Origin of the sequence: Ensifer sp. ENS06, from assembly GCF_014852205.1 — a bacterium.
Lineage (GTDB): Bacteria > Pseudomonadota > Alphaproteobacteria > Rhizobiales > Rhizobiaceae > Ensifer > Ensifer adhaerens.
The window spans coordinates 13,216-35,106 of sequence record NZ_JACVBC010000023.1; the positions used below are offsets into that span (position 1 = coordinate 13,216).

Sequence of the window (21,891 nt, forward strand, 5' to 3'; positions counted from 1 at the left end):
CTCAGTGCGCGGCCAGTGTCCAGGGCGCGCCGCTGCCGCTGCGCGCAATGGTGACGGACGGCTTGATCTCGGCCGGCTTCTTGTCGCCGAGCGCAATCGACAGTTCCTCGGCGAGCGGCGACACACGACTGCGTGCGACGAGCAGCGTGCCCTGGTCAACGGCCGCCTCGGGAAGCTCGAAGGCAAGAAGCACCGGCCTTGGCAGGCCGGGTTCGAGCCGCTCCGTCGGCAGATAGCCCGGCACGGTCGAGAACCGCTGGCTCAACGCGTAGCGCAAACCATTGCTCGCCAGCCATTCCGCAGACATCAACGTCATCGTTTCCGTCTTGGCGACGGCCGCGCCCTCGATGACCAGCCAGATGCCGGATGTGGAGAAGTCCTTGACCCGTCCAAAACTTTCGACCTTGAGCTGTCGTGCCAGATGCACATTGGCTGCGCCGAAAGCGAAGTCGCGCGTCTCCACCCGCTCGCCGACAGCGCCGCGAATGGCGATCGGCGCGGTGATGTCGCCGTAGCCGGGGGTGCTGTTTCGCATCCCATAGAGCGCCGCGATTGCAAGGCCGCAAAGCAGCAGCGTACGGAAAGCCGACATCATTGCTCCGTCGTCTCCACAGCTTGCGTCACCGGCAACTCGACGACCGCGGCCTCGCCGTCATCGAACCAATTCGGCGCGCCGTAGAGATTGTCACGTGGCTTATAGATCTGTTTGCCGATCGCCAGCGAAAGCGTTTGCGGTTCCGGGCGGTCCGCCGGCCACTCCCAGGCCGCGACCAGGTCTTCCGGCATGTTCGGATTGATCGCGCTGGCGATCCACTTGTCCCTCGCCAGGTAATAGGTGGGCTTGGGCTGCAGCGGAGCGGCGTCATCCTTGATCGTGATCAGGTTCATGAAGACGTTGCTGCTGGCCACGGACCGGTTGTCGAGTTCGAGATTCACCAGCAGGAACCGCTTCGGCTCGAACGGTTTGGTGCCGGTCGGCGGCAGAGACGACATATGGGCGCCGTTTATGGTCACCCGCCACCGGCCCGTGTCGACGACCTGGTCTTTACCTATGACCGGAACAGGAACCGGATTGGCTGCATCATAAACCGCCGATGCAAAGGAAATCGCAGCCGCCGCCATGCCGCCGATACCGGTGACAAGCATGATCAGCAGGCGCTGCCTGATCTTCGACCGCCGCATGACCGGCATCTGTCCTCCATCCACCCTGCGGATACTGCAACCGTAAGATAGGAAAGTTTGCCGGGGAAATCAAAACACGCGTGTCGGAAACGGTTGAGGCAGTGGACGCAACCTCAGAACGAAGCTCGAATGTGGAATATTGGATCGTCGGAGTGAACCCATGTGCGATGTAAACCGGGCGGGCAGCCGTTGCCGCCCGCGGCCAGCGAGGTGCGCGCATTGGGTCAGATGCGGTGCATCTCCATCGCCGGCTCCTCGGAAGCCGGAAGCCTCTTCTCGAAGGTCGCGCGGATGGACATGGGCGTCCCGTTCCCTCGCGACACCACCATGAACATCTGCAATTGTCCGCCACGCCGAACGAACTGAATGCCGAAGCTTCTGCCGCCATAGGCGCCGGAAACGGTCGGCTTCCACTCACCCTTGCCTGCGGCAAGCGGCAGATCGGCAAAGCGCTCGACGTTCGCGACGGCCTGCCAACCGTTGTTGCTGCTGACGGTCAAAAGGTCGCCGTGCCTGACGATGCCGATATAGCAGGTGTTGCAACGCCCTGCCGTGGAGGTGAGTTGGCGCCACTGTCCGACAAACGCATCACCGTCGGCCCTGACGGCGGCGGCAGACGAAAGAAGCAACAGACCGGCGACGCCGGCCCTGCACAGGATCTTCATGCTTTCCCTCCTCATCGCGGACCGACATACACAACTCTTCGCATTCTTTGATTGTGTCACGCTAGAAAAACAACCAAATTGGAGGTGGTCAAGATCAGGTGGGCTCAAAGCTGTGCATTGACCAGCCACAACGCGTTTTCCGCCCACCGATCCACCCGTGATTGGCGCTTGCCTTCTGCCCGCGACGGACGACAATTGCATGCGGTGGAAAGCGGTGCCAGGCGCCATTCGGCCCACATTCTCCGCCGAACCCGGGAGGCCGGCTATGCGCAAACTGCAATCGCAAGGCGTTCACCACATCACGCTTGTCGGGGCGGACCGTCAGACGTCGATCGATTTCTGGGAGGGGCTGCTCGGCATGCCCTTCATTTTCGAGCAACCGAACCTCGACCGGGCGAGCGAAAGCCACCTCTATTTCGATCCGGGCGATGGCCGCCTGATCACCGTCTTCACCGACGAGAACCGCACGCCGGATCCCGAGCGCACCCCGACCGACATGGGCTGTGTGCATCACATCGCCTTTGCTGTTTCGCGCGCCACATTCAACCAGGCGGTGGAGCGGCTCGATGAGCGAAAGATCCGCCACAGTGGCGTCAAGGATCGCGGCTTCATGGATTCGATCTACTTCGAAGATCCGCTTGGGCTGCTGGTTGAACTTGCCTCCTATCGCTTCGAGCCGCCGGCCGGTCACAGCCATGCCGAAGTCCTGATGGAAGCGCATAGGATCAGGACTGAACGCGGCGACTATAACATCGCCGAGGTCCATCTCGCCGATGCGATCGAAGCCCTGAACGAACGCTCTCGGCCGACGCTGTCGCTCGATCGCCAACCGAAGAACCCATACGGACCGCGATAGAGTCGCACTTGGTGAGATCTGTAGCCAAGTGGCGGTGTCTGCCGCGGGCGAGCCGCCGCCAGTTCAACGACGATCAACCGGGAGGAATGCCATGTCCGCAATCCAGCTCAACGTGATCAAGCCCAGCGTCAACAACATGACCGCGCGCGTGTTCCTGCGCGCAGCCAAGCTCGATTTCAGTGAAAACGATGTCTACGGCCAGACGCGCTCGCCCGAATATCTGGCACGAGCGCCGTCGCATCTGACACCGATGATCGAGACCGCGGACCTGCCCAGGGGCGCGCTTTGGGAAAGCTGCGCGATCATGCAGTACCTTTGCAACAAACATGGGCTTGATGACTTCTACCCGAGGGAACCCGAAGCACGCGCGATGATCGACAGCGCCATGTTCTACCTGATCGGCACCTTCTATCCCTACCTTGCCCGCGCAACCTATCCGGCGCTGAACTTTCCGCTCTACGCGGGCGAAGTCGGCTGCAGCGATGCCGATGCGGCGACGAAGGAGATCGCCCGGAAGGCAGCGGTTGCAGCCCTTGCCGAACCGCTCGACGTATTCCGCGCTTTCTACATTGGCGACAAGCCGTTCATCGGTGGCGCCAAGCCCTCGATCGCCGATATCCGGCTCGCAGCAACGCTCGAGTTCCTGGCCGCGATCGACTATGACCTGCCGGACTGGGCAAAGACCTACATGGCAAGCATCGAAAGAACGCTCGGGGCCGCCTATGCCGAGCCCGCCGCCGATGTCCGCGGCTATATCGCTTATGTAAAATCGCAGCGGCAATAGCCTGGCGGCTGCGATGCAGATCATTGAATGAGGAGTGCGACGCCGGTTGCTCCGAGGGCGAGCGTCCAGAGGCGATCGAAATTGATCCAGGCGGAACGCAGGACCGCAAGGTCGAACCAGGTGAAGACGGCGAGCGCCAGCACCGCGGTCACCGTCAGCATTGCGATGCTATGCACTGCAACGGCGGCGAGCGAGACCGGCAGCGAACTTGCCATCGCCAGTTCGCCGGCGTGACCTGCAAGACAGAGACTGAGCACCGCCGGCACCAGCATCAGGCCGGCCCCATGGCTCGTCGCCATCAGGAATGACCAGACCGCAAGTCCCGCCATGCCGGTCCGCATTCCGATCCGGACGCGGTGGCGATGGCCATGAATGGCGGTGTAGCCGGCGGCCCCCAGAATGAGCACGGCGGCCGCGATCCTGAATGTGTTCGGATCCAGCACCGAGCCGAATGCTGCGACCACCGCCAGCACGGTCGCGACCGAGATCGCGTGACCAACCGCAATGGGTGCGAGGGACAGCCAGACGACCCGGCTGCTCTGGCGATGAAGTCCGAGCGCAACCGCAAACAACCAGCCCATTGCCGGGTTGAGGCCGTGAAAGGCACCGAGGCCGGCGAGCGAGAGCCATGGCCAGACCGTCGTCATTCGCCGTGACCCGGCTGCACCGCGGCTCCCTCCTCACGGATAACAATAGGAATCGGACGAGCAGTCGCCGCCTTCGAGACGAACCTGATGCGGTCGATGACCCTTTGGCCAGTCGACGAAGAAGTTTTCGTCGAAGGCGATCCCGCCACCATCGGCGACATCGAGCTTGACCATCCAACCGTCGATGCCTTCGGGATAGAACTGCGGGTCGATGGCGCCATAGAGCGAGTTGGTGAAATAGACCCGCTTGCCGTCGCGGCTGATTTCCACCATCTGCGGCCCACCGTTGAGCGCACCGTTCTTCGCCTTCGGATGGCTCGCACGCGAAACGATGCCGCCGATCCTGACCCGCCCCGTTTCCTTCGGTGCGAAGGGGTCGGACACGTCGTACTGGATCATGTCGCCGGTGCCCCAGCAGGAAACGTAAAGGAAGCGATCGTCCATCGACAGGTCGATGTCGGTGACGAGCGGCGCGACCGCACTGAAGCCTTTCAGCACCGGTGGCAACAGATCCGGATCGGCCGGTTCTGCCGGGATCTCGATCACCTTCTTCACGGCCCATCGGTCGCCGTCGCGATACCAGGTCCAGATCGACGCCGAGAGGTCCTTGAGGCTGATGACGCAGCCGACGAAACCGTAGGCCTTGGTCGGATCGTGGGCCGGGCGCAGTTCGAAAACGAGCTGGTGTTCCTCGCCGAAGTCGATCTCCTGCACGTGCTTGCGTTTGTGCAGGTCCCAGAAATGCAGGCGGCGGCCGTATTTCGAGCCAAGCAGCACCTCCGGCACCAGCCCGTTCTCGAAAGTATCGGGCGTGCCCCATTCGCTGGTGATCATCGTGTCGTGGCCGAGGTGCCACCAGAAATCATAGGCGAGCTTCTGCGGCCCACGGTCCATTTCCCACTGTCCGAGCACATCGAAGCTCTGATGGTCGAGCAGGAAAATGCCGCCGGGCGCCTTGCCGTCTCGATCCGCAAGCGCGTTGACGTAAATGCCTTCAGGTCCGCAATGGGTTGTGTGCAACCGCGAATAATTCGCCTTCTCGGCGATTTCCGCGGGCTCGATCACCCGCACGATCTTCGGATTGCGGGGGTCCGGCTTGGTGTCGATGATATGGAGACGGGAGGAGCGCAGGCCCGGCACCACCAGGTAGCGACGCTCGACATGTGGATGCGGTGCGTTGGGACACAGGCACGAGGAGCACGCGTTCCAGCCGAAATGGTGCAACTCGTCCCCGACATTCGGCATCTCGACCTGCCCGACGATCTGCGAATAGCTTTGCGACGCCGGATCCACATCGACGACGGCGATCGCGTCCGGCCTTCTTCGGTCCGGATCGAAAGCCGCCACGTAGGCGAGCGTCTCCTTTGGAGCCTTGGCCGCCATGCGCGGTGATGGATAGAAGGAAGGATCGGGTCGCCACGTCGCCATTGCCATTCTCCCCCTTAGAGAATTCCCGAATGCGCGGTCCTGATGCAGGCTCCGGTCATGCGGCAAAAACGCGTCGGAAATACGGCCTTTGCCTTATTTCCTGACAGGGATCGGAACGCTTCTGGTTGAGCGAGACGTCATCGCGACCGGCAGAGGCGGCCTCATGGCCTCAAGTCTCGATCCGCAGCTTCATCCGGTCAGCGGCAAAGCGGCTACGGGAATATTCGATCGGCTTGCCGTCGAGATCGGCGTTGATCGACTGGGCTTCGAGCACGATTGCGCCCGGCGAGAGCTTCAGCATCGCAAGCTCGTCGGCGTCAGCGTGCCGGGCGACGATCTCCGTTGAGGCGCGTATATAATCATCCAGACCGTGGGCTGCGAAGGCCTTGGTGACGGAGTGCAGCTGTTCGAATTCTTCGGCCATGCGCGGGAAGCGATGCGCCGGATAGTAGCTCGAGGAAACCGAGAGCGGTCGACCATCGCCGCTGCTGACGGTTCTGAGTTCGATCACCGGATCACCGGGCCTGATGGCAAGCGCGCTCGCCACTTCGCCCCTTGCCGGCAATTCCGTGTGGCCGAGCAGCCGCGAGCCAATTTCCTTCACCTGGTGGCCAAGACCTTGCGAGAAGCGCGTGCGCTTTGAAATCGGATAACTCACCCGCTCCTTGCGCTCGATCATTGTGCCGCGCCCTTGGACGGGACGCACCAGCCCTTCTTCGGCCAGCGCCGCCAGCGCGCTTCTGACCGTGTGCCGGTTGACGCCGAACTCGCCCGCAAGCACCGTTTCCGGTGGCACCATGCCGGTCGCGTCATAGTCGCCATTGCTGATTGCCAGGCGGATCCGGTCGGCAATCTGCCGCCAGAGAGCGACGCCGGTCTGGCGCTCCACCACTTTTCGCGCTGCCGTGTCTTTTCGCATTGGCATGTCACAAGCCTGTCATTTGCCGACGTTATGAAAAAGTATAAGATGTATAGTTGTCTAGATCAATAGACATTTGAGGTGAAAATGATGGACGCGAAAGTGAAGCAGGAAAGCCCGCCGGACCCGGCGCGCAAGGAGGCCCTGCGGTTGCTCGCCCAGGCAACGCTCGCCGAACTCAAGGACGCCTGGAAAGCGCTCGCAGACCAGCCCGAGGTTCACCCGGTCCGAGGCCCCGAGACCGGCCTCGTCATGGTGCGCGGCCGCATCGGCGGCGGCGGCGATCCCTTCAATCTCGGCGAGGCTACGGTGTCGCGCGCCACCGTCCGCCTTTCGACCGGCGAAATCGGCCACGGGCAGTTGCTCGGAACCGACAAGGAACGCGCCCGGCTTGCCGCCATCTTCGACGCCCTTGCCCAGCGTGACGGCGACAGGGCTAGGGTCGAGGCCCTGCTTGGCCGCGTGGCCGACCGGCTTGCCCAGGAAGAACGCCGCAAGGCGGAAGAAACCGCGGCCACCCGCGTGGACTTTTTCACCATGGTTCGGGGAGACGACTGATGGCCAGCCAATCGCAGATTTACGCCGGCGCCTTTGCCGATCCAGTCTTTGCCGCTCAGTCCGTCTTCCGCGACCTGATGGACGGCTTTGCCCGTCCGGGTACGATCAAGCGCCTCGAAGCGACGAGCACGCCTCCGGCTCCGCTCGCTACGGCCGCAGGCGCCGTAGCGCTGACTTTGTGCGACCATGACACGCCCGTCTGGCTGACGCCGGCACTTTCCAAATCGGCCGTTCCGCAGTGGATCGCTTTCCACACCGGTGCTCCGCTCACCACCAGCAAGACCGACGCGCGCTTCGCCTTCATCGAAAAGGGCGCCGCCTTCCCCGGCTTCGACCAGTTCTCGCTTGGCACGCAGGAATATCCGGATCGCTCGACGACACTCGTCATCGAAGTCGAAGCGCTGAGCGGCGGCCCTGCGCTGACCGCCAAAGGCCCCGGCATCAAGGACGTGACGGAGATTGCGGTGAAGGGGCTGCCGGACGTCTTCCTCGAATTCTGGACCGCCAATCGCGCGATCTTTCCGCGCGGCGTCGATCTCGTGCTGACGGCCGGCGACAAGCTCATCTGCCTGCCGCGCACCACTCGTCTTTCGCTCAAGGAGGCGTGAGCCATGTATGTAGCCGTCAAGGGCGGGGAAGCCGCCATTGCCAATGCCCACCGCCTTCTCGCCGATCGCCGCCGTGGCGACCGTAGCCTTCCTTCCATCACCATCGACCAGGTGGTCGAGCAGCTCGGCCTTGCGGTCGATAGAGTGATGGCGGAAGCCTCGCTCTATGACCGTGCGCTCGCAGCCCTTGCCGTCCGCCAGGCGCGCGGCGACATGATCGAGGCGATCTTCATCCTGCGCGCCTATCGCACGACGTTGCCGCGCTTCGGCTACTCCGAGCCGGTCGATACCGCCAACATGAAGGTCGAGCGCCGCGTGTCGGCGACCTACAAGGATCTGCCCGGCGGACAGCTTCTGGGCCCGACCTTCGATTACACCCACCGCCTGCTCGACCCATCACTGATCGCCGACGAAGCGGTCGAAGAACCGGCAGTCAAGGAGCCCGGTGAGCATGTGATGCGCGTCTCCGACATTCTCGACGGCGAAGGCCTGATCGAGGGTGATGGCCAGATGCCCGAGGGCCATGTCATGGGCGACCTTACCCGCGAGCCGATGGAGTTTCCGATGGCCCGGGACCTGCGACTGCAGGCGCTTGCCCGCGGCGACGAAGGCTTCCTCTTGGCGCTCGCCTACTCCACCCAGCGCGGCTACGGCCGCACCCACCCATTCGTCGGCGAAGTCCGCATCGGAGAAGTGGAAGTCGAACTCGATCTGCCGGAACTCGGCTTTGCCGTCTCACTCGGCGCGATCCGCGTCACTGAATGCCAGATGGTCAACCAGTTCATGGGCTCGGCCAAGCAGCCGCCGCAATTCACCCGCGGCTACGGCCTCGTCTTTGGCCAGAGTGAACGCAAAGCGATGTCGATGTCGCTGGTCGACCGGGCACTGCGCACTGACGAGTTCAGCGAGGACATCGTCGCACCCGCCCAGGATCAGGAATTTGTCATCTCGCATGCAGATAACGTTCAGGCTACCGGCTTCGTCGAGCACCTGAAGCTGCCGCACTATGTCGACTTCCAGGCCGAACTCGATCTCGTGCGCCGCATGCGCCGCGATTACGAGGCCGCGAATTCAGGTGAAGCACCGAAGGTTCAACGGGAGGCGGCCGAATGATCGGGCATACCGCCAGCCCTAGCGGTTCAATCGCCGCCGCCATCCCCGCCACCACAATCGCCGCCGTCACCGGCATAGACACCACCGGCGTCGCCACCTCCGTCGTTCTTGCGCGCCCTGCTCTCCGTCTCGCGCTGCGGCCGGCGGGCAATGCCGAACAGGCCGGCAACCGCCGAACACAGCACGAAGATCCCAATCACCCAGACGAAAATCTCGCTCAAATCCTGGCCTCATCAGCGGTCGACACACTCAAGGGTAATCAGCGATGAACGACCTTGCTACCTATAATTTCGCCTATCTGGACGAACAAACCAAGCGCATGATCCGCCGCGCGATCCTGAAGGCGATCGCCATTCCCGGCTACCAGGTTCCATTTGCGTCGCGCGAAATGCCGATGCCCTACGGCTGGGGCACCGGCGGCGTGCAGGTCACCGCCTCGATCCTCGGTCCGCAGGACGTCTTGAAGGTCATCGACCAGGGCGCCGACGACACAACCAACGCGGTTTCCATCCGCGCCTTTTTCCAGAAGGTCGCCGACGTTGCCGTCACCACCCGGACGAAAGACGCGACGATCATCCAGACGCGCCACCGCATTCCGGAGGAAAGACTCTCGGAGGGACAGACGCTCGTCTACCAGGTGCCGATCCCGGAACCCTTGCGCTTCCTCGAGCCGCGCGAGACCGAGACGCGGAAGATGCATGCGCTCGAGGAATACGGGCTGATGCATGTGAAGCTCTACGAGGACATCGCCCGCAACGGCCATATCGCCACGACCTACGCCTATCCGGTCAAGGTCGAGGGGCGTTACGTGATGGACCCGTCGCCGACGCCTAAGTTCGACAATCCGAAGATGCATATGTCGGAAGCGCTGCAGCTCTTCGGCGCCGGTCGCGAAAAGCGGCTCTACGCTGTCCCGCCCTATACCGAAGTCGTTAGCCTCGATTTCGACGACCATCCCTTCGAGATCCAGAGCTTCGACAAGCCCTGCGCGCTCTGCGGCGCCGAGGACGTCTATCTCGACGAGGTGATCCTCGACGACAAGGGCGGACGCATGTTCGTCTGCTCCGATACCGATCATTGCGAAGACCGCCGCACCTGCGGCCATGCAGGTCACATGCTTGCCCGAAAGGAAGCCGCAGAATGAGTACGCTCCCGCTTCTGAAAGTGAACGACGTCTCGAAGTTCTACGGAAGCCGCATCGGCTGCCGCAACGTTTCCTTCGAGCTCTATGCGGGCGAAGTGCTCGCCATCGTCGGCGAATCCGGCTCGGGCAAGACGACACTTCTGTCGTGCCTCTCGACCCGTCTGATGCCGACCTCCGGTATCGTCGAGTACCACATGCGCGACGGTCAGTACCGTGACCTCGCCCGCATGGGCGAAGCCGAGCGCCGCTTCCTGATGCGTACCGACTGGGGCTTCGTGCACCAGAACCCGGCCGACGGCCTGCGCATGACCGTGTCTGCCGGCGCCAATGTCGGCGAGCGGTTGATGGCCGTCGGCGATCGCCACTACGGGAACATCCGCGCCACCGCCAGAGACTGGCTGGAGCGGGTGGAAATCGGCATCGACCGCATCGACGACCAGCCGCGCGCCTTTTCGGGCGGCATGCGTCAGCGCCTCCAGATCGCCCGCAACCTCGTCACTTCCCCGCGCCTCGTCTTCATGGACGAGCCGACCGGCGGCCTCGACGTCTCGGTTCAGGCGCGCCTGCTCGATCTCGTGCGCGGCCTCGTGCATGACCTCGGGCTTGCCGCCATCATCGTCACCCACGATCTCGCCGTCGCCCGCCTTCTTTCACACCGCATGATGGTGATGAAGGACGGAGCCGTCATCGAACAGGGGCTGACCGACCGCGTGCTCGACGATCCGCGCGAGCCCTATACCCAGCTCCTCGTCTCCTCGATCCTGCAGGTGTAAACCATGGCCACGCCCCTTGTTGTTTCCGAAGTCGCAAAAAGCTTCACCATGCATCTGCGTGACGGTATCCGCCGGCCGGTCGTCGCCAACGTCTCCTTCTCGGTGAAGGCCGGCGAATGCGTCGTTCTCGGCGGCCCCTCCGGCGTCGGCAAGAGCTCGATCCTGAAAATGCTCTACGGCAATTACGGCGTCGACGAAGGCCAGATCCTGATGGATCACGACGGCAAGCTGGTCAATCTGGCAACGGCCGAGCCGCGCACGGTGCTCGAAGTCCGGCGCACGACGCTCGGCTATGTCAGCCAGTTCCTGCGGGTGGTGCCGCGCGTCTCCTCCCTCGACATCGTCGCCGAGCCGCTGCAGGCCCGCGGCATGCCGCTCGAAGAGGCCCGCACCCATGCGGCCGAACTGTTGAACAAGCTGAACCTGCCGCGCGAACTCTGGAGCCTGCCACCGGCGACCTTCTCCGGCGGCGAACAGCAGCGCGTCAACATCGCCCGCGGTTTCATCACCGACCACAAGATCCTTCTGCTCGACGAGCCGACCGCGTCGCTCGACGCGAAGAACCGGGCGGTCGTTGTCGAACTGATTGCCGAGAAGAAGGCCAAGGGCACCGCGCTGATCGGCATTTTCCACGACGAGGAAGTGCGCGACGCCGTTGCCGATCGCATTCTCGACGTCTCGGCCTTCTCGCCGCGAAAGGCTGCCGCATGAGCCAGAAGCTCGGACTCGAGCCCTTTATCCACCCAACGGCGAGCGTCAACAATTCGACGCTCGGCCGCTACACCGAAGTGCAGGAGCGCTCAAGGCTCGACGAGGTCGAGTTCGGCGACTACTCCTACATCATGCAGGACGGCTCGATCTGGTGCGCAACGATCGGCAAGTTCGTCAACATCGCAGCCGCCGTGCGCATCAACGCCACCAACCACCCGACCTGGCGGGCGACGCTGCATCACTTCACCTATCGCGCGCCGAACTATTGGGACGATACCCAACTCGACCACGACCTTTTCGCCTGGCGGCGCTCGAACCGGGTGACGATCGGCCATGATGTGTGGATCGGCCACGGCGCCACCATCCTGCCGGGCGTCACTGTCGGCAACGGTGCTGTTATCGGCGCCGGCGCAGTCGTCTCGAAGGACGTCGAGCCCTACACCATCGTCGGCGGCGTGCCCGCCAAGCTCATCCGCGCCCGTTTCAACGAGGGCGTCGGCGAGCGGATGGACGCGCTCTCGTGGTGGGACTGGGACCACCAGCGCCTGCGCCGCGCGCTCGACGATTTCCGCGAGCTGACGGCCGAAGAGTTTTTGGTGCGTTATGCGTGAGTGATACGGCGCCGGGCAGAGGTTCGGCGCCTTTCCGAGCTGAGAACGAGCCGGTTACGGCCCGTTGACCAACTTCAGAATCAACTGGTGAATATTGCCGCCATCGGTCAACTCGACCTGGTCGAAGTCGCGGCTGCGCTGGCGCTGCGTCTGCGAGAGCGCGCCGAGGCGCTCGGTCATGACGGTCCTGATCTTGCGGCACTTCGGATCGTCGGGAACAGTGAGGCCCAGCGTCGCCTGCTCGATCGCGCGGGCCATCTCCTTGATGAAATCGCCGTGCACGAGTTCGTGCTTGCGCACGCCGTCGATGAAGATGTCCCAGTTTTCGCGCGTGCCTGAAGGCAGCGGCCTTGCCGGTTTCGGCAGGGTGTAGGTGATGATCAGTTTCGGCTTTGCCACCGCCAGCACGCAGGCACCGCCTTGCTCTTCATATTTTCGCGTCCAGGTCAGCTTGAAGTTGGTGTGTGCGATCGCCCTGCCGATTCCGGCTTTCGGACCCCGTTCGCCGATCGAGGCGTAGAGCTCGGCACCCGTCTGCCCGGTGATTGTGTAGAGCGCTTCCTTTTCGACCGGCTGCCATTCGGCAGAGGCGAACCGCGGCCCAGACGCAAGGCAAAGGGCAACGACGCCCAGGCAAAGGCTTTTGTTCAATCCAACCCCTCGAAGTTCGCGCTGTCGGCGCACGATTCCTGGCAGCATTCCTTAAACGCGAATCGGCCAATGGCAACAGGCCAAAAAACAAAGGCACCGAGCGCCGTCTCCAGCGTGCGGTGCCTTTGCGTCTTACCCGGTCTTTTGACGCCCCGTTGTGGGAGGTGCAACGGGCCGCCCAAACGACGTTAGTTGACGGCCGTCAGCGTCATCGACGTGCCGGTGGCCGCGAGGTTCAGGCCGATCTGGCCGGTCACGCTGATCGTCTGCAGGTGGATCGAACCGGAGGTGCCGCCGACGAGGATGTTGGCACCGATACCGGCGCCGACGGTCGCTTCCGCCGTTGCACCCTGGTAGAGACCGCCGAGCGAACCGCGGTGGTAGCCGGCGGTCGGTGCGAACACGGCCCAAATCAGGCGGCTCTGCGTCGTGAAGCCGACATCGACGCCCATCTTGCGGATGGCGCCGGAATAGTGGTCGGAGGCTTCAGCACCCATGGTCGAGCGGAAGACGCAATCGACTTCCTTGGCCGAGCCGAGCACATAGCCGACACCGCCAGCGATGTTGCAATCGAGGTAACCAATCTTGACGCCGTTGCTTGTGTCGGGCTCGGGCTGCGGTTGAACTGTCGCGAGATCGGCTGCGTTTGCGGCGATCGCGCCCGCGAGAACCAGAGACGCTGCGGACACCTTTACGGCAAAACTCTTTTTCATTCTTGTCTCCTTCTCGGAACGTCAGAAATGATTGTCATTTGACCGGCGGCACACGAACTCAAGCACATAGCGCACGCTGCAGGAAACCAAAGCCATAGCCCGCGATCGGGCAATTCCGTGGCAAGCTTTTAGCAGACGATAAAATTGGTCGGGTTTCCCCAACAATGACTGCAGATTGTGTTGAAAAAGCCACGGAATGGCCGGGCCCGGGCAGTCTGCGACGCTCATTTGCGCGGCAGCGTGTGGCGGCGCCGATTGGCGCGGGGCAATGCAGCGGTTACACGGGGGGAGGTTCCGATCGGGCGACGGCGCCGCCCGATCGGAGGAGATATCGTTTCTTAGGCCTTTGCGGCCTGCGCCAGGACACCGGCGGCAACGCGTGCCGTCAGCGCCAGAGAAACGGCGCCGGCGTCCGGATGACCGATGCTCTTTTCCGCAAGCGGCCGTGCCCGGCCGAGCTTCGGCGTCAGGCTCGAAGTGGCTTCGGCCGCTTCGGTCGCAGCCTTTGCCGCCGCCTGCCATGCCTCGATCAACGGCTTTCCGGCGGCAAACTCGCGCTCCAGGGTCTCGACGAAAGGCACCAATGCATCGACAAGGGTCTTGTCGCCGACACGGGCGCGGCCGAGGCGGGTCACGCCATCGAGTGCACGGCGGGCACCGTCGACAATCGCGGCATCGGTCGGGGCTGCATCATCGTTGAAGGCATTGCTCCAGGCGCGCAACAGCAGGCCCCAGATCGCGCCCGACGTGCCGCCGGCCCGGTCCGCCCAGGCATCGCCCGCCACCGCCAGAACGCTGGCGGCGCCTGCACCCGCTGCAACCGCCGCCTTCGCGGCATCGTTGGCCGCGGCCGAACCGCGGCGCATGCCCTGTCCGTGGTCGCCGTCGCCGGCAAAGGCGTCGATGCGACCGAGTTCGTCTTCCGCCTGCTTCAGCGCCTCGGCCATTTCGCCGATCAGCCGCGCAATGCACGCGCCGCTCTGACGGGAGGTCTCGGAAGCGGCTGCGAAGGAAATGGCGTCCTCGTCATCCTTGAGCGTGTCCGTCGCGGGCTCGGTGGCGATGATCGCCCCCTTGCGCAGGGCCGGCGCATCGCAAGCCGCGCGCCAGTAGGTCTCGAGCTCGTCGTTCAGCCACATCAGCGTCAGCGAGCAGCCCTGCATGTCGAGGCTGGTGACGAATTCGCCGCATTCCGGATCGACGATCTCCAGGCCAGCCGCCTTCAGTTCCTTTTCGATCGCAACCCAAAGCACGAAGAGTTCTTCATACTTGGTCGAGCCGAGGCCGTTCAGAAGCGGTGCGACCTTGCGCACATCCGCCGGCCGCTCGGCGAGCAGTTTGCCGACGAGCAGCTTCGCGAACTCAGTTGCCGAAACCATCTTTTCTTCGCGGATACCCGGCTCGCCGTGGATGCCGAGACCAAGGGCCATCTCGCCCTTTGGAACGGTGAAGAGCGGACCCTTAGCGCCCGGAAGCGTGCAGCCGCCGAAAGCCACACCGAAGGAGACGGTGCGGTCGTTGGCAAGACGGGTGACGCGCTCAACTTCGTCGAGATTGAGGTCCGCTTCCGCAGCGGCTCCAGCAACCTTGAAGACCACGAGGTCGCCGGCGATGCCGCGGCGCTTGGCCGGGGTTTCGGCAGAGGCGCTCGCCACGTCGTCCGTCACCGGCACGATCCGCACGTCGATGCCTTCGGCGCGCAGCCGCTCGGCGGCAACGCCGAAGTTCAAGACGTCGCCGGCATAGTTGCCGAAGCCAAGCAGCACGCCGCCGCCCTGATCAGCCACCCGGCAGACGCGGGCAACTGCGGCAGTAGAAGGTGAGGCGAAGACGTCACCGGCCACGGCCGCATCCGCCATGCCCGGGCCAACATAGCCGGCAAAGGCCGGGTAGTGGCCGGAGCCGCCGCCGACGACGACGGCGACCTTGCCCTTCGGCACTTTGGTCGAGCGCACGACGCCGCCCTTCACGAGACGGACGTTGCGCGCGTAGATCGAGCTGAATCCGGCAAGCGCGGTCGTCGCAAATTCTTCCGGTGCGTCAAAGATTGTGGTCATCGCGTCTCTTCCCTTAGTCGCGAGGCAGAATGCGCCTCAGATAGTCCCGGTTGGCGGCGCTGACGGAGAGCCCGTCGCCACCGTAATGCTCGCAGAGAAACGGGCTGTCGAAGCCATGCGCCAAGGCCATACGGATCGCCGCCCGATAGTTGATAACGCCGAATTCCAGCGGCGCCGGATGGGTGACCACCAGCCCCGAGGTCTCATCCTCGGTGCGGTAGTAATTCTTGACGTGCCAGTATTTGGCGAAGGGTGCAACCTTGGCCATCATCGGCTGCCAGTGCTCGACCGGGCGGTGAAGGCGCACGAGATTGCCGAGATCGGCATTGATGCCGACGTTCGGCAGGCCGACATCGGTAACGAAGCGCACGGCGCTGTCGGCCGAGCCGATATAGGTGTCCTCGTACATCTCGAGCGCCAGCTCGATGCCGAGTTCCTCGGCATGGCGACCAAGTTCGCGGATGCGCTGAACCGCTTGTCTCCAGAGCGCGGGGTCTTCCGGGTTCTTGACGCCGTCGACGGTCCAGAACCAGAGCGCTTTCTTCTGCGCGTCGGTCAAAGGCCCGAAGAAGCCGAAGGAAACGGAGCCGGCGCCGATGGCCGCAGCCGTGTCGATGACCCGATGTCCGTAGGCGAGATATTCGTCGCCATGCTCCGGATCAATGACGCTACGCCGCGAAGTCGAGATCGCCGGCATGGAAAGGCCAAGGTCACGCGTCAGCTTGACGAAGTCATCGCGCCGCGCGGCCGGGAGGTCGGCGAGCCGGATCCAGCTGTCGGTCGGGTCGAGCTCGGTGAAGCCGGCGTCGACGACATCGGCGAGTGTCTCGGCCCATTGCTCGACCGACTGATCCTGCACGGAGCTGCCGTCTGCTAGCACGTTCGGATACTGGATCATCGCGGCCGCGATCGGCCAGGTTTCACGGGTCCATTTGCGCGATGGGTTCGCCATGGTTTTCCTCACTTATTTTGCGACGCAGTCTATAAGCAGACCGCGCCGCGCTTTTCCGATGCGCTTGTTTTGAGGTGCGGCGGCTCCGTCAAGCCGCCGCGCTGCCGTCGCCATGCGGCGTGGCCGCATCTTGCTTGCGCTTGCGGACCAGGCCGACCAGCCCGAAGACAAGCGGCGACAGCAGAAGGGCAAGAGCAAGCGCCATCAGAGAGGAAACCAGCGGGTTTGACCAGAAGATGTTCAGGGTACCGCCGGAAAGAAGCATCGACTGGCGGAAGGCGTCCTCAGCCTTGTCGCCGAGCACCATGGCCAGAACCAGCGGCGCAAGCGGGTAGTCGAGCTTCTTGAAGACGTAGCCGAGTACGCCAAAGCCGATGACCATGAAGATGTCGGAGACCGAGTTTGCCACCTGATAGGCGCCGGAGAAGATGACGGCGACGATGATCGGACCGATGATCGCAAAAGGCACGCGCAGGATCGAGGCGTAGAGCGGCACGGTGGCGATCACCAGGAAGACGGCGACGACGTTGCCGAGATACATGGACGCGATCAGGCCCCAGACGAAGTCCGGCCGCTCGGTAAAAAGCATCGGGCCGGGGGTCAGGCCCCAGATCATCAGGCCGCCCATCATGACGGCCGCCGTTGCCGAGCCGGGAACGCCGAGCGCCAGCATCGGCAGCAGCGCCGAGGTACCGGCCGAGTGGTCGGCGGTCTCGGGTGCGACGACGCCGCGCGGGTCGCCCTTGCCGAACTTCGACTTGTCGCGGGCCGAGCGACGGGCAACGCCGTAGCTCATGAAGGAAGCCGCGGTCGGGCCGGCGGGCGTGATGCCCATCCAGATGCCGATGATCGTCGAGCGCAGGATCGTGAACCAGTAGCGCGGGATCTCGACCAGCGTGCGGCCGATCTCGACGAGCTTGACGCGCGCCTTAATGCCTTCGAAGCGCAGGCCCTCTTCCGTCGTCAGCAGCAGTTCGCCGATGCCGAAGAGACCCATGACCGCGATCAGGAAGCTGACGCCCTTGATCAGCGTCGGGATATCGAAGGTCAGGCGCAGGTCGCCGGAGATCGTGTCCATGCCGACGGAAGCAAGCGCGAAGCCGAGCATCATCGAGACGAGCGTCTTGAAGGGCGATTGCGCGCCCATCGAGATGAAACTTGCAAACGCAAGGAAGTAGACCGCGAAGTATTCCGGCGACGAGAAACGCAGTGCGAAGTTCGCGACCCAGCCGGAAAGCAGTGTGATCATCACGACGCCGGCCAGCGCGCCGATGCCGGCGGATACGAAGGCGAGCGTCAGCGCTCGGCTCGCCTGCCCGGCTTTCGCCATCGGATAGCCGTCGAACGTGGTCGCCACCGACGAGGGTTCGCCGGGAATGTTGAACAGGATCGATGTGGTCGATCCGCCGAAGAGCGCCCCCCAGTACATGCAGGAGAGCAGGATGATGGCGGAGATCGGGTCCATCGAGAAAGTCAGCGGCAAGAGCAGCGAAACGCCGTTCGGCGCGCCAAGGCCGGGCAGCACCCCGACCAGAATGCCGAGCGTGACGCCGATCATCATCAGCAGGATATGGTTCCAGCTGAGGATGTGGCCGAAGCCATCGATCAGAAGACCGATATTTTCCATGTCATTCCTCCCGGGGCTTAAAGCACGTCACGATCCTTGAGGCTCGCTCCCCGCGCTTTAAGTCTTTGACTTTTTTTTGCTTGTCGTTAGCGCAAGACCGCTGTGCGCGCTTACGCGACATGCCCTTGAGCGGTCGGAATCAATAGATCCCGAACCAGGCCTCGATCGGTCCCTTGAGCAGGGGAACCTTGAAACCGAACTCGAATACGATGAAGAAAAACAGCGAAACGGCGATGCCCGACGGCAGCGCGATCCACCATTTGTAGCGCCCCTGGAAGAGCATGGTTCCGGCGATATAGAGCGCCGTCCCGACATAAAGGCCGAGCCAGGCGGATACGCCGGCAAAGACAACCAGCGGCAGCAGGAACGATGCCACCACCTTGGCGCGGTGACCGTCGATGAAGATTTCACCGGACCCGCGATGTTTCACAAAGGCGTGGATCGCATTGGCGACGCTTCCGAGAAGGATCAGAAGCCCGACATAGAAGGGAAAATAGCCGGCTTCGGGACCGAATTCCGTCCAGCCCGCGCCGATATCGAGAGATCCGTAGCAGACCGCAGCACCGAAGGCGCCGGTCAGTGCGGCAACACCAAGCTCAACCGCGAAGCGGGAGACCCCATTCGCACCGTTCTCGCTCATGATCGTGACCTTTCAAAGCGAATGACGGGCGCCGGATGGCACCCGTCCCGATCGTCGCCTGTTAGTTGGCGAGCCAACCTTCGCGCTTCAGCACCTCGCCGACAGCAGCGCCATCCATTTCGATGGCGGCCTTGAAGTCGTCGCCAGCGATGTAGGCGGGCGACTGCGACGTGTCGGCCAGGTACTTCGCCCATTCCGGCGTTTCCGAAACCTTGCGCATCAGGTCCGCATAGAACTTGACCACATCCTGGTCAACGCCAGCCGGCAGCCAGACGGTGCGCGGCATGGAGTAGTTGTCGATGGCGATGCCCGATTCCTTGCAAGTGGGGATGTCGCTCCAGGCCTTGTCGCCGGCAACCTTGGTTTCGTTCGAAAGCTTGACGCTCTTGAAGACGCAAAGCGGCTTGACCATGCCGGCCTGCCACTGGCCAAGGTTTTCGCTCGGGTTGTTGACGTTGGCATCGAGGTGCTCGCCGGCGAGCTGAACGGCCGCTTCGCCGCCGCTCTTGAACGGGATGTAGTTGATCGTCGAGCCGGTCGTCTCGTTGATCATCGAGGTCAGGATCTGGTCGACGTCCTTCGACTGGCTGCCGCCGATCTTGAGGCCGCCTTCCTTCGCCTTGGCGGCAAAGTCGGCAGCGGTGTTGTAGGAGGCCTTGCCGTTGACCCAGAGAACGAACTCGTCGGAAGCAAGCGCCGCAACCGGCGTCAGGTCTTCAGCCTTGTAGGGAACCTTGGCGCGGACCGGCAGCAGGTAGGCGTTGTTGGTGCCGAATGCCAGCTTGTAGGCGTCGCCCTTGTTGGTCGCCGTGTAGACGAAGCCTTCGGCGCCGCCGGCGCTACCCTTGTTGGTCACGACGACCGGAGCCTTCATCAGCTCGTACTTGCCGATGATCGCCTGGATCGTGCGGGCGAAGATGTCGGTGCCGCCGCCGGGGCCGGCGGTGACGACGAATTCAACTGGACGATCGGGCTCGAAAGCGGCGGCCGGAGCAGCAACGCCGAAAACGGCTGCCATGATGCATGCGATGGAGACGGTATTCTTCATGCGGGTCCTCCCGTTTTTGTGGTTCTGCGGCGCAAGACCTCCTCCTGCGCCGTTATTGCTTGAAAGCGTGCGAAATCAGGCAGCAGCCTTGAGAGCCGCCTTTTTCTTCGCCATGCGCACTGCCAGAAGCAGCGCTTCGCGGCTGGCGCCGACGTCGGCAATACCCTTGCCGGCGATGTCGTAGGCCGTGCCGTGGGCCGGCGTGCAGAGCGGGAACGGCAGGCCGCCCATCATCGTCACGCCCTTGTCGAAGCCGATCAGCTTCATCGCGATCTGTCCCTGGTCGTGGTACATGGTCATGACGGCGTTGTAGCCTTCCTTCAGGGCGCGGCCGAAGACTGTGTCAGCCGGGAACGGGCCGTCGACGTTGAAGCCGCGCGCCTTGGCCTTTTCGACGGCCGGCTCGATGATGTCGATCTCTTCCATGCCGAAGCTGCCGCCGTCGCCGGCGTGCGGGTTGAGACCGGCAACAGCAATCTTCGCCTCGCTGTAACCGGCTTCCTTGAGGCAGCTCTGGGTCAGCTCGAGCTCGGCAAGGATCGCCTCGACCGACAGGTTGTCGGCCACTTCCTTGATCGGAATGTGCGAGGTGACGCGGGCGTTCCAGACCTTCTCGAGAACGTTGAATTCCCGGACCTTGCCCGTGAAGTTGAGAACGTCGGAGACGAAGCGGATCTCGTCGTCGTAGCCCGGATAGGCAAAGCGCATCGCCTTCTTGTTGAAGGGCGTGAAGCAGACTGCTTCCGCCTTGCCGGCATGCGCCAACTCGAGCGCTACGCGAAAGTTGCGGGTCGCAAAGGTGCCGCCCGCAAGCGTCGCCTCGCCGCGGACGACGTCGGCCGGATCGAGATGGCCAAGGTCGACGAACACGTGGCGCTCGGTCCCGACGGCGTCGAGGCCCTCCAGGGTCGAGGATGCAAGGTCGAGCGTGACGCCGGCAATACGGGCGCCTTCATCGAGGATGCGACGATCGCCGATCGTGATGATGTGGGCAGCCTCACGAATATCGGAAAGCGCCAGCAGCTTTGCCGTGAGCTCCGGGCTGATGCCGGCCGGATCGCCCATAGCGAGCGCGATGACAGGACGCGCGCCGTTAGCGGCTACACCGTTGGTCGTCATGAGAGATGTCCTCCACTTCATTCTTTCAAGAGCCGTCATACGTTATTCAAAATTCTGCATCAAGTCTTTTGTATTCTGTATGCAGCATTTTCTGTTGACGATATCGGGGCCCGTCTCCATGCTTTAATGAGACAGCGCTGATTCAATTGGCGCGAACGGGAACAGACGGCCGACACTTCAGTCGCCAGATGCAGAAGCGAAACGATGAACGAAATTACCTCTCTGGAGAAACGCCCCGAGGGCGGCCCCGGCCCGATCCGACGCACTGCGCTGCACGACACGCTGGTCACGCATCTGCGCGACATGATCATCGAGGGTGATCTCTCGCCCGGCACGCGTCTGCATGAAGGTCAACTCGGCGAGCAGCTCGGCGTCTCGCGCACGCCGCTGCGCGAAGCCATCAAGTATCTGGCGAGCGAAGGACTGGTGGAGCTCGTTCCGAGCCGCGGCGCCGTCGTCAAGCGTTTCAGCGCCAAGGACGTGCGTGACATGCTGACGGTGTTGCAGACGCTGGAAGAGCTTGCCGGCAAGCTCGCCTGTGAAGCCGCCAGCGACGCCGGCATCGCCGAAGTGCGCGCGCTCCACGACGAAATGGTCTCGCGCTACAAGGCCGGTGACCGGCTGCAGTATTACAAGCTCAACCAGCAGATCCATTCGGCCATCGCCCAACTGGCGGCAAACGCCGCCTTGGCGGATATGCATGCGATCTTGCAGACGCGGCTGAAGCGCATTCGCTTCATCGGCCACGAGGGGCCTGAAAAATGGGCGGCGGCCGTTGCCGAGCATGAGGAAATGATCGTCGCGCTCGAAGCCCGCGACAAGGCAAGGCTTTCCGAAGTTCTCGGTCGGCACCTCATGAATGCCTGGGAACGGGTGCGCGCCGCGGTGTAGGCGACGCTCCAGCTTCGGCGCAAGTGAGCCCCGGCGGGCCCGCACCTTCTGTCAGAACTTCGAACAGGCGTTCGTAACGGCCACGGCATCTCCCGCGGCCACCTGCTTTTTCCCCGCGCGAATTGCGTCGCGCGGCACCGGGGTTTGCGGTCAGCGCCTTTCCCGAGACATCCAGGCTCGAGAGCTTGGAGAGC

General features: G+C 63.3%; 25 protein-coding genes. 10 read left to right on the forward strand and 15 right to left on the reverse strand.

Translation table 11 applies throughout. The features are described 5' to 3' along the window. Window position 1: 1 nt before the first annotated feature. The 3 genes from IB279_RS35320 to IB279_RS35330 form a co-directional block, all read right to left on the reverse strand. Entirely contained in the window at window positions 2-592 is a 591-nt protein-coding gene (locus IB279_RS35320; RefSeq protein WP_063891225.1) for a hypothetical protein, read from the reverse strand. Further along, on the reverse strand, window positions 592-1,191 hold the full coding sequence (locus IB279_RS35325; RefSeq protein WP_110819841.1) for a hypothetical protein: 600 nt from the start codon (window positions 1,189-1,191) through the stop codon (window positions 592-594). Before IB279_RS35325 ends, IB279_RS35320 begins: the two co-directional genes overlap by 1 nt. A gap of 215 nt (window positions 1,192-1,406) precedes the next feature. Then, window positions 1,407-1,847 (reverse strand): hypothetical protein, encoded by a 441-nt coding sequence (locus IB279_RS35330; RefSeq protein ID WP_049810982.1) that lies wholly within the window; start codon window positions 1,845-1,847, stop codon window positions 1,407-1,409. A 265-nt stretch (window positions 1,848-2,112) separates the two neighbouring features. Here IB279_RS35330 and IB279_RS35335 point away from each other — a divergent pair, with 265 nt between their 5' ends. After that, the gene (locus IB279_RS35335) at window positions 2,113-2,703 is read left to right on the forward strand and encodes a VOC family protein (RefSeq protein ID WP_034800095.1); all 591 of its coding nucleotides are present in this window, start codon (window positions 2,113-2,115) and stop codon (window positions 2,701-2,703) included. A gap of 91 nt (window positions 2,704-2,794) precedes the next feature. After that, complete coding sequence (locus tag IB279_RS35340) at window positions 2,795-3,487, forward strand: glutathione S-transferase family protein (RefSeq protein ID WP_029742732.1); 693 nt, start codon at window positions 2,795-2,797, stop codon at window positions 3,485-3,487. 20 nt (window positions 3,488-3,507) lie between these two features. Here the strand turns inward: IB279_RS35340 and IB279_RS35345 are convergent, their stop codons facing one another. The 3 genes from IB279_RS35345 to phnF form a co-directional block, all read right to left on the reverse strand. Then, window positions 3,508-4,134, reverse strand: coding sequence for a hypothetical protein (locus tag IB279_RS35345; protein WP_029742731.1), 627 nt, complete (start codon window positions 4,132-4,134; stop codon window positions 3,508-3,510). Between the two features lie 33 nt (window positions 4,135-4,167). Then, window positions 4,168-5,562, reverse strand: coding sequence for a selenium-binding family protein (locus IB279_RS35350; protein ID WP_034800094.1), 1,395 nt, complete (start codon window positions 5,560-5,562; stop codon window positions 4,168-4,170). Between the two features lie 169 nt (window positions 5,563-5,731). After that, a complete protein-coding gene (phnF, locus tag IB279_RS35355; RefSeq protein WP_192341140.1) occupies window positions 5,732-6,481 on the reverse strand; it encodes a phosphonate metabolism transcriptional regulator PhnF in 750 nt (249 codons plus the stop codon). A 90-nt stretch (window positions 6,482-6,571) separates the two neighbouring features. Here phnF and phnG point away from each other — a divergent pair, with 90 nt between their 5' ends. Genes phnG through IB279_RS35370 form a run of 3 tightly spaced genes read left to right on the forward strand, consistent with a single transcriptional unit; the run spans window position 6,572 to window position 8,760 of the window. Further along, complete coding sequence (phnG, locus tag IB279_RS35360) at window positions 6,572-7,039, forward strand: phosphonate C-P lyase system protein PhnG (protein WP_192341113.1); 468 nt, start codon at window positions 6,572-6,574, stop codon at window positions 7,037-7,039. Then, a complete protein-coding gene (gene phnH / locus IB279_RS35365) occupies window positions 7,039-7,647 on the forward strand; it encodes a phosphonate C-P lyase system protein PhnH (RefSeq protein WP_029742727.1) in 609 nt (202 codons plus the stop codon). Before phnG ends, phnH begins: the two co-directional genes overlap by 1 nt. Window positions 7,648-7,650: 3 nt before the next feature. Next, window positions 7,651-8,760 (forward strand): carbon-phosphorus lyase complex subunit PhnI, encoded by a 1,110-nt coding sequence (locus tag IB279_RS35370; protein ID WP_060583604.1) that lies wholly within the window; start codon window positions 7,651-7,653, stop codon window positions 8,758-8,760. 26 nt (window positions 8,761-8,786) lie between these two features. Here IB279_RS35370 and IB279_RS35375 read toward each other — a convergent pair whose 3' ends face one another. Continuing rightward, window positions 8,787-8,981, reverse strand: a complete 195-nt coding sequence (locus IB279_RS35375; protein ID WP_034800090.1) for a hypothetical protein — start codon at window positions 8,979-8,981, stop codon at window positions 8,787-8,789. Window positions 8,982-9,025: 44 nt separating this feature from the next. Between IB279_RS35375 and IB279_RS35380 the strand changes: the two genes are divergently transcribed. The 4 genes from IB279_RS35380 to IB279_RS35395 are packed head-to-tail and all read left to right on the forward strand — an operon-like array spanning window position 9,026 to window position 11,999. Continuing rightward, complete coding sequence (locus IB279_RS35380) at window positions 9,026-9,904, forward strand: alpha-D-ribose 1-methylphosphonate 5-phosphate C-P-lyase PhnJ (RefSeq protein WP_192341115.1); 879 nt, start codon at window positions 9,026-9,028, stop codon at window positions 9,902-9,904. Further along, window positions 9,901-10,677 carry a phosphonate C-P lyase system protein PhnK gene (phnK, locus tag IB279_RS35385; RefSeq protein WP_034800088.1) on the forward strand — a complete coding sequence of 259 codons (777 nt, stop codon included), beginning with the start codon at window positions 9,901-9,903 and terminating at the stop codon, window positions 10,675-10,677. Before IB279_RS35380 ends, phnK begins: the two co-directional genes overlap by 4 nt. 3 nt (window positions 10,678-10,680) lie before the next feature. After that, complete coding sequence (gene phnL / locus IB279_RS35390; RefSeq protein ID WP_034800087.1) at window positions 10,681-11,388, forward strand: phosphonate C-P lyase system protein PhnL; 708 nt, start codon at window positions 10,681-10,683, stop codon at window positions 11,386-11,388. Continuing rightward, complete coding sequence (locus IB279_RS35395; RefSeq protein ID WP_034800086.1) at window positions 11,385-11,999, forward strand: DapH/DapD/GlmU-related protein; 615 nt, start codon at window positions 11,385-11,387, stop codon at window positions 11,997-11,999. The genes phnL and IB279_RS35395 overlap by 4 nt, the downstream gene beginning before the upstream one ends. Before the next feature lie 54 nt (window positions 12,000-12,053). Here IB279_RS35395 and IB279_RS35400 read toward each other — a convergent pair whose 3' ends face one another. From IB279_RS35400 to IB279_RS35435, 8 genes are all read right to left on the reverse strand, one after another. Continuing rightward, the gene (locus IB279_RS35400) at window positions 12,054-12,698 is read right to left on the reverse strand and encodes a DUF922 domain-containing Zn-dependent protease (RefSeq protein ID WP_192341117.1); all 645 of its coding nucleotides are present in this window, start codon (window positions 12,696-12,698) and stop codon (window positions 12,054-12,056) included. Window positions 12,699-12,838: 140 nt separating this feature from the next. Beyond that, the gene (locus tag IB279_RS35405; RefSeq protein WP_034800084.1) at window positions 12,839-13,363 is read right to left on the reverse strand and encodes a DUF992 domain-containing protein; all 525 of its coding nucleotides are present in this window, start codon (window positions 13,361-13,363) and stop codon (window positions 12,839-12,841) included. Window positions 13,364-13,701: 338 nt separating this feature from the next. Beyond that, window positions 13,702-15,420: a dihydroxyacetone kinase family protein gene (locus IB279_RS35410; protein ID WP_192341119.1), complete on the reverse strand. Its 1,719-nt coding sequence runs from the start codon at window positions 15,418-15,420 to the stop codon at window positions 13,702-13,704. A gap of 13 nt (window positions 15,421-15,433) precedes the next feature. Beyond that, complete coding sequence (locus IB279_RS35415; protein WP_192341121.1) at window positions 15,434-16,372, reverse strand: sugar phosphate isomerase/epimerase; 939 nt, start codon at window positions 16,370-16,372, stop codon at window positions 15,434-15,436. 88 nt (window positions 16,373-16,460) lie between these two features. Beyond that, window positions 16,461-17,999 carry a tripartite tricarboxylate transporter permease gene (locus IB279_RS35420; RefSeq protein ID WP_034800081.1) on the reverse strand — a complete coding sequence of 513 codons (1,539 nt, stop codon included), beginning with the start codon at window positions 17,997-17,999 and terminating at the stop codon, window positions 16,461-16,463. Window positions 18,000-18,138: 139 nt separating this feature from the next. Then, a complete protein-coding gene (locus IB279_RS35425; RefSeq protein ID WP_034800080.1) occupies window positions 18,139-18,639 on the reverse strand; it encodes a tripartite tricarboxylate transporter TctB family protein in 501 nt (166 codons plus the stop codon). Between the two features lie 61 nt (window positions 18,640-18,700). Then, on the reverse strand, window positions 18,701-19,687 hold the full coding sequence (locus tag IB279_RS35430; RefSeq protein WP_060520518.1) for a tripartite tricarboxylate transporter substrate binding protein: 987 nt from the start codon (window positions 19,685-19,687) through the stop codon (window positions 18,701-18,703). A gap of 75 nt (window positions 19,688-19,762) precedes the next feature. After that, entirely contained in the window at window positions 19,763-20,806 is a 1,044-nt protein-coding gene (locus IB279_RS35435; RefSeq protein WP_060520517.1) for a 4-hydroxythreonine-4-phosphate dehydrogenase PdxA, read from the reverse strand. A 204-nt stretch (window positions 20,807-21,010) separates the two neighbouring features. Between IB279_RS35435 and IB279_RS35440 the strand changes: the two genes are divergently transcribed. After that, window positions 21,011-21,697 carry a GntR family transcriptional regulator gene (locus IB279_RS35440; protein WP_034800075.1) on the forward strand — a complete coding sequence of 229 codons (687 nt, stop codon included), beginning with the start codon at window positions 21,011-21,013 and terminating at the stop codon, window positions 21,695-21,697. Window positions 21,698-21,891 lie beyond the last annotated feature (194 nt).

Excerpts from the sequence above, each read along its gene's own strand:
- IB279_RS35320 (WP_063891225.1), bottom strand. The coding sequence starts at position 592 with ATGTCGGCTTTCCGTACGCTGCTGCTTTGCGGCCTTGCAATCGCGGCG.
- IB279_RS35325 (WP_110819841.1), bottom strand. The coding sequence starts at position 1,191 with ATGCCGGTCATGCGGCGGTCGAAGATCAGGCAGCGCCTGCTGATCATG.
- IB279_RS35330 (WP_049810982.1), bottom strand. The coding sequence starts at position 1,847 with ATGAAGATCCTGTGCAGGGCCGGCGTCGCCGGTCTGTTGCTTCTTTCG.
- IB279_RS35335 (WP_034800095.1), top strand. The coding sequence starts at position 2,113 with ATGCGCAAACTGCAATCGCAAGGCGTTCACCACATCACGCTTGTCGGG.
- IB279_RS35340 (WP_029742732.1), top strand. The coding sequence starts at position 2,795 with ATGTCCGCAATCCAGCTCAACGTGATCAAGCCCAGCGTCAACAACATG.
- IB279_RS35345 (WP_029742731.1), bottom strand. The coding sequence starts at position 4,134 with ATGACGACGGTCTGGCCATGGCTCTCGCTCGCCGGCCTCGGTGCCTTT.
- IB279_RS35350 (WP_034800094.1), bottom strand. The coding sequence starts at position 5,562 with ATGGCGACGTGGCGACCCGATCCTTCCTTCTATCCATCACCGCGCATG.
- phnF (WP_192341140.1), bottom strand. The coding sequence starts at position 6,481 with ATGCGAAAAGACACGGCAGCGCGAAAAGTGGTGGAGCGCCAGACCGGC.
- phnG (WP_192341113.1), top strand. The coding sequence starts at position 6,572 with ATGGACGCGAAAGTGAAGCAGGAAAGCCCGCCGGACCCGGCGCGCAAG.
- phnH (WP_029742727.1), top strand. The coding sequence starts at position 7,039 with ATGGCCAGCCAATCGCAGATTTACGCCGGCGCCTTTGCCGATCCAGTC.
- IB279_RS35370 (WP_060583604.1), top strand. The coding sequence starts at position 7,651 with ATGTATGTAGCCGTCAAGGGCGGGGAAGCCGCCATTGCCAATGCCCAC.
- IB279_RS35380 (WP_192341115.1), top strand. The coding sequence starts at position 9,026 with ATGAACGACCTTGCTACCTATAATTTCGCCTATCTGGACGAACAAACC.
- phnK (WP_034800088.1), top strand. The coding sequence starts at position 9,901 with ATGAGTACGCTCCCGCTTCTGAAAGTGAACGACGTCTCGAAGTTCTAC.
- phnL (WP_034800087.1), top strand. The coding sequence starts at position 10,681 with ATGGCCACGCCCCTTGTTGTTTCCGAAGTCGCAAAAAGCTTCACCATG.
- IB279_RS35395 (WP_034800086.1), top strand. The coding sequence starts at position 11,385 with ATGAGCCAGAAGCTCGGACTCGAGCCCTTTATCCACCCAACGGCGAGC.
- IB279_RS35400 (WP_192341117.1), bottom strand. The coding sequence starts at position 12,698 with ATGCTGCCAGGAATCGTGCGCCGACAGCGCGAACTTCGAGGGGTTGGA.
- IB279_RS35405 (WP_034800084.1), bottom strand. The coding sequence starts at position 13,363 with ATGAAAAAGAGTTTTGCCGTAAAGGTGTCCGCAGCGTCTCTGGTTCTC.
- IB279_RS35410 (WP_192341119.1), bottom strand. The coding sequence starts at position 15,420 with ATGACCACAATCTTTGACGCACCGGAAGAATTTGCGACGACCGCGCTT.
- IB279_RS35415 (WP_192341121.1), bottom strand. The coding sequence starts at position 16,372 with ATGGCGAACCCATCGCGCAAATGGACCCGTGAAACCTGGCCGATCGCG.
- IB279_RS35420 (WP_034800081.1), bottom strand. The coding sequence starts at position 17,999 with ATGGAAAATATCGGTCTTCTGATCGATGGCTTCGGCCACATCCTCAGC.
- IB279_RS35425 (WP_034800080.1), bottom strand. The coding sequence starts at position 18,639 with ATGAGCGAGAACGGTGCGAATGGGGTCTCCCGCTTCGCGGTTGAGCTT.
- IB279_RS35430 (WP_060520518.1), bottom strand. The coding sequence starts at position 19,687 with ATGAAGAATACCGTCTCCATCGCATGCATCATGGCAGCCGTTTTCGGC.
- IB279_RS35435 (WP_060520517.1), bottom strand. The coding sequence starts at position 20,806 with ATGACGACCAACGGTGTAGCCGCTAACGGCGCGCGTCCTGTCATCGCG.
- IB279_RS35440 (WP_034800075.1), top strand. The coding sequence starts at position 21,011 with ATGAACGAAATTACCTCTCTGGAGAAACGCCCCGAGGGCGGCCCCGGC.